This is a genomic window from Pseudomonas sp. GD04015 (assembly GCF_029837675.1).
Lineage (GTDB): Bacteria > Pseudomonadota > Gammaproteobacteria > Pseudomonadales > Pseudomonadaceae > Aquipseudomonas > Aquipseudomonas paralcaligenes.
The window spans coordinates 1-10658 of the sequence record NZ_JAOEEE010000063.1 but is presented as its reverse complement, the minus strand read 5'-3'; the positions used below and the strand labels follow the sequence as shown (position 1 = coordinate 10658).

Sequence of the window (10658 nt, the reverse complement as noted above, 5' to 3'; positions counted from 1 at the left end):
GTTCAGCGCCGGGTCAGCTGCCGGTAGAGCTGGGGCAGGTACAGCGGCAGGTGCTGCGGCTTGTCGATCAGGGTGTAGCCGGCGGCGCCGAACATGTAGGGCAGGTAGTCGCCGGCCTCCTGGTCGATGGTGATGCAGAACGGCAATACGCCGGCGCGGCGCGCCTCCAGCACCGCCTCGCGGGTGTCCTCCACGCCGTAGCGGCCCTCGTAGAGGTCGAGGTCGTTGGGCTTGCCGTCGGTGACCAGCAACAGCAGGCGCTGGCGCTGCGGACGCTCGCCGAGCAAGCGGGTGGCCTGGCGGATCGCCGCGCCCATGCGCGTGTAGTAGCCGGGACGCAGGGCGAGGATGCGCCCGCGCGCCTGCTCGTCGTAGCGCTGGCCGAAGCGCTTGAGTTCCTGCATGCGCACCTGCTGGCGGCGCAGCGAGGAGAAGCCGTACAGGGCGAAGTCGTCGCCGGCCGCGGTCAGCGCCTCGGCGAACAGCAGCAGGCTGTCGTTGATCACGTCGATGACCCGCTGCTCGTCGTTCAGGTGCGCCTCGGTGGACATCGACAGGTCGGCCAGCAGCAGGCAGGCCAGCTCGTTGCGCACGCTGCGCTGTTCGAGGAACAGGCCCTTCTCGCAGGCCTGGCCCTGGCGGCGTTGCACCTGGAAGTCGAGCCAGGCGCTCAGGTCCGCCTCGCTGCCCTGCGGCTGCTGGCGCAGCCACTGACGCTCGTTGCGCAGCGTCTCGAACTGCCGCCGCAGCTTTCTCGCCGGCAAGGCCAGGCGCGCCGGCAGTGCCTGCGCCTCGGCTGCGCGCGGGTGGTAGAGCTGCACGCAGACGTGGTCCTGGTGCAGGGCGCCGCGGCGGTAGTCCCACTCCGGCAGCAGCAGGCCTTCGCCCAGCGGCAGGTCGTCCTGATCCGCCGCCGGCAGGTCGAGGTCCAGGCGCAGGCCGCCGCCCTTGCGCGTGCGCTGGCGCGACAGGCTCAGCTCGTCGAGGTCCTCGGCCACGCGGGCGGCGTCGAGGTCCTCGCTGTCGTCGTTGCAGCGGTCCAGCTGGACGTGCTCGGACCAGCTGAACAGGTTCTCCAGGCGGAACAGCAGCAGCCCGCCCTTGCCGCCGCCGTCGTCGATGCGCGAGGCGCGCTTGCGCAGCTTGCGTTGCGCCGGGTTGGGGTTGGCGGCGCTGCCCTCGCCCTCCTCGGGCAGTTCGCTGCATGCGCCGAGGGTCTGGGCCTGTGGCGGGTAGAGCCACAACGGCAGCGGCCAAGGCGCGCGCTCATCGTGGGCGAAATCGCTGACGCTGCCGGGCTCGCGCAGCGCCTGGCGCAGGTCGCGCTCCAGCGCGGCGCTGGCCGGCGGCAGGCTGTCGGGGTCCGGCCGCAGGCGCAGGTGCGCCTCGACCAGGCGTTGGTAACGCGGCCGCAAGGCCGGATAGCGGCGCAGCAGCTCACCCACCCAGCGCTGGTTGTCCCGCCCCCAGTGGCGCATGCCATCGGCGACGGCCGCCAGCATGGCCAGCCAGCGGTACAGCTCGCGGTTGAGTTCGGCGTGGGGGAACACCGCCAGGCTCGGCGGCAGGCGCAGGTTCTGCGCGTCGCACCAGGCCACCGGCATCTGCTTGCAGGTGCCGGCGACCTGTTGCAGCAGGTTGCGCCGCAGCAGCAGCTCGCGCGGCTGCGCGGCCTGGATCTGCACGGCGCTGGCGCCGCCCAGGGCGTGGTAGAGCAGGCCCAGGGCGCGCTGCTGGTCGCTCAGCTGCACCTGGGCGTGGGTGAAATCCGGGTCGGCGCGGCGGGTGATGAATCGATGCCAGACGCCGCCGACCCACTCCTCGACTTCGATGCTGAAGGCCATCTGTCCTCTCTCTGCCCTTTCGTTCTGTGGGAGCGGCCTTGGCCGCGAAGCTTTGGTTTCTTCGCGGCCGAGGCCGCTCCCACAAAGGCTGCTCCCACAGTCAGTGCCTTATCAGGCCTTGGCGATGACGACGTTCCTGCGCTGTATGAAACTCAGCAGGTAGCACACCAGGCCGACGGCGAAGCCGACGCCCGCCACCAGGCGCATCCAGAAGTACGGTGCCAGCTGGTCCATGGTCGCCATGAAGGCCATCGCCTCGTTGTCCGACGGCCAGCGCTGCAGCCAGATCTGCGCCACGCCGGCCGCGGTCAGCAGCAGGGTGATCGCCACCATCGACAGGGTCATCAGCCAGAAGCCGGCGATCTCCACGCGCTGGGCGCGCTCCGCCGGTGCCTCGCCGATGCCGCGCAGGCGGGGCATGGCGTAGGAGATCATGGTCATCACGATCATCGCGTAGGCGCCGTAGAACGCCAGGTGGCCGTGGGCCGCGGTGAGCTGCGAGCCATGGGTGTAGTAGTTGACCGGGGCCAGGGTGTGCAGGAAGCCCCACACGCCGGCGCCGAAGAAGGCCGTCACGGTGGTGCCCAGCGCCCACAGGCCGGCGGCGCGGTTGGGATGCTCGCGGCGGCGACGGCGCACCATGCTGAAGGCGAACAGCACCATGGCGAAGAACGGCAGCGGCTCAAGCGCGGAGAAGATCGAACCGAGCCACAGCCACACGCCCGGCGCGCCGATCCAGAAGTAGTGGTGGCCGGTGCCGATGATGCCGGTGATCAGGGCCATGGCGATGATCACGTAGAGCCACTTCTCGATCACCTCGCGGTCGACGCCGGTGACCTTGATCAGCACGAAGGCCAGCATCGAGCCCATGATCAGCTCCCACACGCCTTCCACCCACAGGTGCACCACCCACCACCAGTAGAACTTATCGCGGGTGAGGTTTTCCGGGTTGAAGAAGGAGAACAGGAACATCACCGCCAGGCCGATCAGGCCGGTCATCATCACCACGCTGACCGTGGTCTTGCGGCCTTTGAGCAGGGTCATGCCGATGTTGTAGAGGAAGCCCAAGGCCACCACCACGATGCCGGCCTTGGTGATGGTCGGCTGTTCGAGGAACTCCCGGCCCATGGTCGGCAGCAGTTCGTTGCCGGTGAGCTTGGCCAGGCTGGCGTAGGGCACCAGCAGGTAGCCGAGGATGGTCAGCACGCCGGCCACGGCGAACACCCAGAACAGGATGATCGCCAGTTTCGGGCTGTGCAGCTCGCGGTCGGCCTCCTCGGGGATCAGGTAGTAGGCCGCGCCCATGAAGCCGAACAGCAGCCAGACGATCAGCAGGTTGGTGTGCACCATGCGCGCCACGTTGAACGGAATCAACGGGAACAGGAAGTCACCGACCACGTACTGCAGGCCCATGATCAGGCCGAACAGGATCTGCCCGACGAACAGCATCAGGGCAAACACGAAGTAGGGTTTGGCCACGGCTTGCGAGGCGAATTTCAGATGCGGATTGGCAATGCTCATGTCTCAGCCCTCCCTGTTCGGCGGCCAGTCGTTGGTATCGATCTTCGAGGTCCACTTGAGGAACTCGGCGAGATCGTCCACTTCCCTGTCGCTCAGGTTGAATTGCGGCATCGCCCGGCGGCCGGGGACGCCCAGCGGCTGGGCCGCCATCCAGGCATGCAGGAAGCCGTTGAACTGCTCCTCGCCGCCGCGACGGACGAACACGTTGCCCAGCTCCGGCGCGAAGTAGGCGCCCTCGCCAAGCAGGGTGTGGCAGCCGATGCAGTTGTTCTGCTCCCAGACCAGCTTGCCGCGCACCACCGCCTCGTTCATCAGGTGTTCATTGGTGCGCTCGGGGATGGTCTTTTCGGTATGGAAGGTCAGGGCCAGGAATATCAGGATGAAGAACACGCTTCCCCCGAAGTAGATATTCCTGGCCATCCCCTTGGTGAAGGTCTCCGACATGGTGATGTCCTCAAAGGCTTGGCGCAGCCATTCTCGGACGGCGGTCGGCGAAAACCGCTTGATGGCAATCAAGAAGCCGGAAATGGACGGGCGAGGGCGGAATGTGTAGGAGGGGCCTTGGCCCCGAGCTTTTGGCTTTTGGTTCTTGCGTGGCGTCAGGCAAGAGCTCGCGGACAAGTCCGCTCCCACAAAACGGGGCGCGCTGCTTGATCTGTGGGAGCGGACTTGTCCGCGAATGGGCTACTCCGGCTCGCTCAGGGCGTACCGAGATACAGCGCCAGCGCCATGCACGCCGCCCAGCCCAGCAGCAGGGCGCGCCACAGGCGTGGCCCGTGGCGCAGCTCCATGAAGCCGTCGACGATCAGCCAGGCCTTGCCCAGCGCCGCCAGCGACAGGCCCATGGCCGCCCAGGACGGTACCGGCGCGGCGACCAGCCACAGGCTCGCCAGCGACAGCAGCAACAGGCCCATCCAGCAGGCGAATGCGTTCACCCCGTTCACCGCTGCAAATAGAGCAAGGGCAGCAGCAGCACCCAGATCAAGTCGACCATGTGCCAGTACAGGACGCACGACTCCAGCTCGCTGCGCCTACCCGGCGCGTCGTACATCCCACGCCGGCAGCGCAGCGCCAGCCAGGCGAACAACAGCAGGCCGGGCAGCACGTGGAGGAAGTGGAAGCCACCGAGAATCCAGTACAGGGTGAAGAAGCGGTCGTACTCCAGGTCCAGCCCGGCCTCGATCAGGTGCGCGTATTCGCCGCCCTTGAGCACCACGTAGACGCCGCCGCTGGCCAGTGCCGCCAGCAGCAGCGGCGCCGCCTTCCGGCCTTCGCCGGCTCGCGTCCGCTGCACGGCGAGCGCGGCGAACAGCCCGGCGGTGAGCAGGCTGACGGTCAGCGCCAGGCCGATGGAGCCGTCGAGCAACGCCCGGCTGGCGGCGAACTGCGGGCCGGACAGCACCTGGGCGACGATGAAGGTGAGGATCAGCAGGGCGAACACCGTCAGCTCGGCGAGAATGAACAGCCACATGGCCAGGTCGCCCGGCAGTCGGACGGCCGGGTGCTCAACCGAGATGGACATCGACCAGGTCCATCAGCGCGGCGACGGTCTGCGCGTCGTCCGACAGCGGCTCGGCCAGGCAGGCGCGGCAGGCCGCGCGCGGCTCCATGCCGGCGTGGATCAGGCGCGCGGCGTAGATCAGCAGGCGGGTCGAGGCCACCTCTTCCAGGTCGTGCTGTTCCAGGCGGCGGATGTCCTGGCCGAGGGCGACCAGGCGCCGCGCCAGCGCTTCGCCGACCTGCGCCTCGCGGGCGACGATGCGGCATTCCTCCTCCGCGCCCGGGTAGTCGAAGCGCAGCGCCACGAAGCGCTGGCGGGTGCTCGGCTTCATGCCCTTGAGCAGGTTCTGGTAGCCGGGGTTGTAGGACACCACCAGCATGAAGCCCGGTGGCGCGCGCAGGGTCTCGCCGGTGCGTTCCAGGTACAGCTCGCGGCGGTCGTCGGCCAGCGGGTGGAGCACCACCACGGTGTCCTGGCGCGCCTCGACCACTTCGTCGAGGTAGCAGATGCCGCCCTCGCGCACGGCGCGGGTCAGCGGGCCATCCTGCCACCAGGTGCCCTCGCTGCCGATCAGGTGGCGGCCGACCAGATCGGCGGCGCTCAGGTCGTCGTGGCAGGCCACGGTGTACAGCGGCAGTTGCAGGCGCTGCGCCATGTGCTGGACGAAGCGGGTCTTGCCGCAGCCGGTGGGGCCCTTGATCAGCACCGGCATGCGCTGCTGCCAGGCCTGCTCGAACAGCAACTGTTCGTCGCCCTGTACCTGATAGAACGGCGCGCTCTGCATGACTCCTCCAGTTTTCCGTTACGGCCTGGGCTGCACGCTAACGGCCCGCGATGCGGGCTCTCAAGCGCTACGCGCGGCGGACTTGATTGCGGTCAAGCGGATCAGCAGATGCCCCTGTATATGATCGATCCCAAACAACGCGCCAGCCCCGGCGGGCCACATACGATGAGGAAATGATCATGAAGAAAGCGCTGATTCCGCTGGTCGCCCTGGTGGCGATGGCGAGCCTGCCCGCTGCCCACGCCGCCTCCGGCGAGGAGCTGTTCAAGAGCAAGCCCTGCGGCGCCTGCCACAGCGTGCAGACCAAGCTGGTCGGCCCGGCCCTGAAGGACGTGGCGGCGAAGAACGCCGGCGTCGAAGGCGCGGTGGAGACCCTGGCCGGACACATCAAGAACGGCAGCACCGGGGTCTGGGGCGCGATGCCGATGCCGCCGAACCCGGTGAGCGACGAGGAAGCCAGGATCCTCGCCGAGTGGGTGCTGACCCTGCAGTAAGGACGACGACGCGGGCCGATGGCGAGCCGGCCCGCCTGTGAACGAACGGGCAACCGGCCGCAGGGTCGGTTGCCCCGTTTGCGTTGGAGCATCCCCTTGTGGGAGCGGCCTTGGCCGCGAATAGGGCTAGCAGAAAAGCATCGCGGCCAAGGCCGCTCCCACAAGGTTCGCTCCCACACAGTAAGGCCACTCCTACAAAGTAGGACTGCTCCCACAAAGGAGGAGGCTGCGGAGCCCGGCACGCGGTCGGGACAGGGCGAACTTGATTGCGGTCAAGGAGACCGGCAGAGCGCCTTACCTACCATGCACCGCAATAGAGCAGTGCGAGCAGGTAGCCTGATGAAGCCCCAGTTTTCCATCGCCGGCGCGTTGCGCTCCTGGGGGCAAGGGCTTGTCGTGCTGCTGGCCCTGATGGCGGCCATGCCGCCCGCGCAGGCCAGGGACTACGAGGTCGAACGGCAGCGCATCGAGCAGGTCTTCCCCACCGCCGACAGCGTCTCCGAAGCGGAAGGCCAGTACCAGGTGCGCACGCTGCGCCACGGCGACGAGGTCCTCGGCTACGCCTTCCAGAGCATCCACGTCACCGACATCCCCGCCTATTCCGGCAAGCCGATCAACATGCTGGTGCTGCTCGACCTGCAGGGCTTGATCCGCGACGCCTACATGCTTGAGCACCACGAGCCGATCGTGCTGATCGGCATTCCCGAACAGAAGATCCACGCCTTCAACGCCAACTACAGCGGCGTCAAGGCCAGCCAGCGGGTGGTGGTCGGCCGCTCCAACGACCCCGATGCGGTGACCGTGGACGCGGTGACCGGCGCGACCGTGACGGTCATGGTGATCAACGAGATCATCATGCGCGCGGCGCACGCGGTGGCGGTCGACCTGGGGCTGATCGAGGCGGGCGCCAGCATGCGCCCGCGCCCGTCGCGGGTGCGCGACGAGCTGTTCCACCCGGCGAACTGGAACGAGATGACCGGCAACGGCGCGATCCGCCGCCTGCACCTGACCCGTGGCCAGGTCGACGATGCCTTCGAGGGCACCGAGGCCGAGGGCATCGACGTGGCGACGGCGGACCGGCGCGAGGAGACCTTCATCGACCTCCATGTCGCGCCGCTGAACCCGCCGACCATCGGCCGCAACCTGCTCGGCGAGCGCCAGTACGACGAACTGATGGCCGGCCTCGAACCGGGCGAGCAGGCTTTCGCCGTGCTGGGCAACGGCGAGTATTCGTTCAAGGGCTCGGGCTACGTGCGCGGCGGCATCTTCGATCGGGTGCAGCTGCGCCAGTTCGGCGACGTCATCAGCTTCCGTGACCTCGACTTCATCCGCCTCTCCGACGTGCACGCCGAGGGCATGCCCGAGTTCTTCGAGATGGCGATCTTCATCGCCCGCCAGCAGCATGCCTTCGACCCCGGCTCGCCATGGACCCTGGAGCTGCTGGTGCGCCGCCAGACCGGCCCGGTCTCCGGCATCTTCACCAGCTTCGAGCTGCCCTACCAGATTCCCGAGGACTACATCGAGCGGCCGCAGCCGACCGCCGCCGAGCTGGCCGCCATCGAGGAAGCCAACCGCCCCGTGTGGGTCAACATCTGGTACCAGAAGAGCTTCCAGATCGGCGTGCTGCTGGTCGCCCTCGGCCTGCTCACGGTGATCCTGTTCCTGCAGGACAGCTTCGCCCGCCGGCCGCGCTTCCTGCACTGGCTGCGCCGCGGCTACCTGCTGTTCACCGTGCTGTTCATCGGCTGGTACGCGCTGGGCCAGCTGTCGGTGGTCAACGTGCTGACCTTCGTCCACGCGGTGTTCCAGGACTTCCGCTGGGAGCTGTTCCTCACCGACCCGATCATCTTCGTGCTCTGGGTGTTCACCGCCGCCAGCATCCTGCTCTGGGGCCGCGGCGTGTTCTGCGGCTGGCTGTGCCCGTTCGGCGCGCTGCAGGAGCTGATCAACGAGCTGGCGCGCAAGATCAGGATTCCCCAGTACGAGCTGCCCTTCGCCGTGCACGAACGCCTCTGGGCCATCAAGTACATCATCCTGCTGGCGCTGTTCGGCCTGTCCCTGGAGTCGATGATGCTGGCCGAGCGGGCCGCCGAGGTGGAGCCGTTCAAGACCGCCATCACCCTGCGGTTCGACCGCCAGTGGTGGTTCGTCCTCTACGTGGTGGTGCTGCTGGCGGTCAACGTCTTCACCCGCAAGGTGTACTGCCGCTACATCTGCCCGCTCGGCGCCGCCCTGGCGATCCCCAGCAAGTTCCGCCTGTTCGACTGGCTCAAGCGGCGCAAGGAGTGCGGCAACCCCTGCCAGCTCTGCGCGGTGGAGTGCGAGATCCAGGCGATCCACCCGGACGGGCGGATCAACGGCAACGAGTGCCACTACTGCCTCGACTGCCAGATGACCTACCACAACGACGACAAGTGCCCGCCGCTGATCAACAAGCGCAAGAAGCGCAACAAGCGGGCTCCCGAGCCACAACTGATCCCCGCCGTCGAGGTGAACGAGACCTGAGCCGGGCGCCGCGAGGCGCCGGGCAGGCGTGTTTTCCCAAACAGGAGCAACCCCATGAACGACAAGAATTCGGATAAGGACGACAAGGCCGGCCTGAGCCGGCGCGGCTTCCTCGGCGCCAGCGCGGTGACCGGCGCCGTGGCCGCGGCCACCGCCCTGAGTGGCGGCGTGATGACCCGCGAGAGCTGGGCGGCGGCGGTCAAGGACAGCGCCAACAAGGTCCACGTCGCCCCCGGCGAGCTGGACGAGTACTACGGCTTCTGGAGCGGCGGCCACCAGGGCGAGGTGCGGGTGATGGGCATCCCGTCGATGCGCGAGCTGATGCGCATCCCGGTGTTCAACGTCGACTCCGCCAGCGGCTGGGGCCTGACCAACGAGAGCAAGCACATCCTCGGCGACAGCGCCCGCTTCCACAACGGCGACTGCCACCACCCGCACATCTCCATGACCAACGGCAAGTACGACGGCAAGTACCTGTTCATCAACGACAAGGCCAACACCCGGGTCGCGCGCATCCGCCTGGACATCATGAAGTGCGACAAGATGGTCACCATTCCCAACGTCCAGGCCATCCACGGCCTGCGCCTGCAGAAGGTGCCGCACACCAAGTACGTGTTCTGCAACGCCGAGTTCGTCATCCCGCACCCGAATGACGGCAAGGTCTTCGACCTGCAGGACGAGAACAGCTACACCCTGTACAACGCGGTGGACGCCGAGACCATGGAAGTCGCGTTCCAGGTCATCGTCGACGGCAACCTCGACAACACCGACATGGACTACACCGGCCGCTTCACCGCCGCCACCTGCTACAACTCGGAGAAGGCCTTCGACCTCGGCGGCATGATGCGCAACGAGCGCGACTGGGTGGTGGTGTTCGACATCCCCGCCGTGGAGGCGGAAATCAAGGCCGGCCGCTTCATCACCCTGGGCGACTCCAAGGTGCCGGTGGTCGACGGCCGCAAGAAGGACGGCAAGGACAGCAAGGTCACCCGCTACATCCCGGTGCCGAAGAACCCCCACGGCCTCAACACCTCCTCGGACGGCAAGTACTTCATCGCCAACGGCAAGCTGTCGCCGACCTGCTCGATGATCGCCATCGACATGCTGCCCGACCTCTTCGCCGGCAAGCTCGGGGACCCGCGCGACGTGGTGGTTGGCGAGCCGGAGCTGGGCCTCGGCCCGCTGCACACCACCTTCGACGGCCGTGGCAACGCCTACACCACGCTGTTCATCGACAGCCAGGTGGTCAAGTGGAACATGGAAGAGGCGGTGCGCGCCTACAAGGGCGAGAAGGTCAACTACATCAAGCAGAAGCTCGACGTGCACTACCAGCCGGGCCACCTGCACGCCACCCTGTGCGAGACCAGCGAGGCCGACGGCAAGTGGCTGGTGGCGCTGTCCAAGTTCTCCAAGGACCGCTTCCTGCCCACCGGCCCGCTGCACCCGGAGAACGACCAGCTGATCGACATCTCCGGCGCCGAGATGAAGCTGGTCCACGACGGCCCGACCTACGCCGAGCCGCACGACTGCATCATGGCCCGCCGCGACCAGATCAGGACCAAGAAGATCTGGGAACGCAACGACCCATTCTTCGCGCCGACCGTGGCCAGGGCGAAGAAGGACGGCATCAACCTGGAGACCGACAACAAGGTCATCCGCGAAGGCAACAAGGTGCGCGTCTACATGACCTCGATGGCGCCGGCCTTCGGCCTCACCGAGTTCAAGGTGAAGCAGGGCGACGAAGTCACCGTGACCATCACCAACATGGACCAGATCGAGGACGTGACTCACGGCTTCGTCATGGTCAACCACGGCGTGAGCATGGAGATCAGCCCGCAGCAGACCTCGTCGATCACCTTCGTCGCCGACAAGCCGGGGCTGCACTGGTACTACTGCAGCTGGTTCTGCCATGCCCTGCACATGGAAATGGTCGGCCGGATGATGGTCGAGCCGGCCTGAGCCGGTGGCCGGGGAAGCCAGCCTTCCCCGGCCTCGTTTCTACACAACCG

General features: G+C 67.3%; 9 protein-coding genes. 3 read left to right on the top strand and 6 right to left on the bottom strand.

What is annotated here, in order from left to right:
• Positions 1 to 2: 2 nt before the first annotated feature.
• From N7640_RS25400 to N7640_RS25375, 6 genes are all read right to left on the bottom strand, one after another.
• A complete protein-coding gene (locus N7640_RS25400) occupies positions 3 to 1844 on the bottom strand; it encodes a VWA domain-containing protein (RefSeq protein ID WP_279904977.1) in 1842 nt (613 codons plus the stop codon).
• A gap of 111 nt (positions 1845 to 1955) precedes the next feature.
• On the bottom strand, positions 1956 to 3365 hold the full coding sequence (locus N7640_RS25395) for a cbb3-type cytochrome c oxidase subunit I (RefSeq protein ID WP_220815356.1): 1410 nt from the start codon (positions 3363 to 3365) through the stop codon (positions 1956 to 1958).
• A 3-nt stretch (positions 3366 to 3368) separates the two neighbouring features.
• A complete protein-coding gene (locus N7640_RS25390) occupies positions 3369 to 3809 on the bottom strand; it encodes a cytochrome c (protein ID WP_220815355.1) in 441 nt (146 codons plus the stop codon).
• 254 nt (positions 3810 to 4063) lie between these two features.
• Positions 4064 to 4279, bottom strand: a complete 216-nt coding sequence (locus tag N7640_RS25385) for a cytochrome C oxidase subunit IV family protein (protein ID WP_279904999.1) — start codon at positions 4277 to 4279, stop codon at positions 4064 to 4066.
• Positions 4280 to 4305: 26 nt separating this feature from the next.
• The gene (locus tag N7640_RS25380; protein ID WP_279904978.1) at positions 4306 to 4887 is read right to left on the bottom strand and encodes a cytochrome c oxidase subunit 3; all 582 of its coding nucleotides are present in this window, start codon (positions 4885 to 4887) and stop codon (positions 4306 to 4308) included.
• A complete protein-coding gene (locus tag N7640_RS25375) occupies positions 4871 to 5650 on the bottom strand; it encodes a CbbQ/NirQ/NorQ/GpvN family protein (RefSeq protein WP_279904979.1) in 780 nt (259 codons plus the stop codon). The genes N7640_RS25380 and N7640_RS25375 overlap by 17 nt, the downstream gene beginning before the upstream one ends.
• A 179-nt stretch (positions 5651 to 5829) precedes the next feature.
• On the opposite strand from N7640_RS25375, the gene N7640_RS25370 reads away from it, so the two are divergent.
• From N7640_RS25370 to nosZ, 3 genes are all read left to right on the top strand, one after another.
• Positions 5830 to 6144 (top strand): c-type cytochrome, encoded by a 315-nt coding sequence (locus N7640_RS25370; protein ID WP_220815351.1) that lies wholly within the window; start codon positions 5830 to 5832, stop codon positions 6142 to 6144.
• A 339-nt stretch (positions 6145 to 6483) separates the two neighbouring features.
• A complete protein-coding gene (locus tag N7640_RS25365; RefSeq protein WP_279904980.1) occupies positions 6484 to 8649 on the top strand; it encodes a NosR/NirI family protein in 2166 nt (721 codons plus the stop codon).
• A gap of 54 nt (positions 8650 to 8703) precedes the next feature.
• Positions 8704 to 10608, top strand: a complete 1905-nt coding sequence (gene nosZ / locus N7640_RS25360; protein WP_279904981.1) for a TAT-dependent nitrous-oxide reductase — start codon at positions 8704 to 8706, stop codon at positions 10606 to 10608.
• Positions 10609 to 10658: the final 50 nt, after the last annotated feature.

What these genes read in the sequence shown, in the direction of transcription:
- N7640_RS25370 (WP_220815351.1), top strand. Translation starts at nt 5,830, where the DNA reads ATGAAGAAAGCGCTGATTCCGCTGGTCGCCCTGGTGGCGATGGCGAGC.
- N7640_RS25375 (WP_279904979.1), bottom strand. Translation starts at nt 5,650, where the DNA reads ATGCAGAGCGCGCCGTTCTATCAGGTACAGGGCGACGAACAGTTGCTG.
- N7640_RS25380 (WP_279904978.1), bottom strand. Translation starts at nt 4,887, where the DNA reads ATGTCCATCTCGGTTGAGCACCCGGCCGTCCGACTGCCGGGCGACCTG.
- N7640_RS25365 (WP_279904980.1), top strand. Translation starts at nt 6,484, where the DNA reads ATGAAGCCCCAGTTTTCCATCGCCGGCGCGTTGCGCTCCTGGGGGCAA.
- nosZ (WP_279904981.1), top strand. Translation starts at nt 8,704, where the DNA reads ATGAACGACAAGAATTCGGATAAGGACGACAAGGCCGGCCTGAGCCGG.
- N7640_RS25400 (WP_279904977.1), bottom strand. Translation starts at nt 1,844, where the DNA reads ATGGCCTTCAGCATCGAAGTCGAGGAGTGGGTCGGCGGCGTCTGGCAT.
- N7640_RS25390 (WP_220815355.1), bottom strand. Translation starts at nt 3,809, where the DNA reads ATGTCGGAGACCTTCACCAAGGGGATGGCCAGGAATATCTACTTCGGG.
- N7640_RS25395 (WP_220815356.1), bottom strand. Translation starts at nt 3,365, where the DNA reads ATGAGCATTGCCAATCCGCATCTGAAATTCGCCTCGCAAGCCGTGGCC.
- N7640_RS25385 (WP_279904999.1), bottom strand. Translation starts at nt 4,279, where the DNA reads ATGGGCCTGTTGCTGCTGTCGCTGGCGAGCCTGTGGCTGGTCGCCGCG.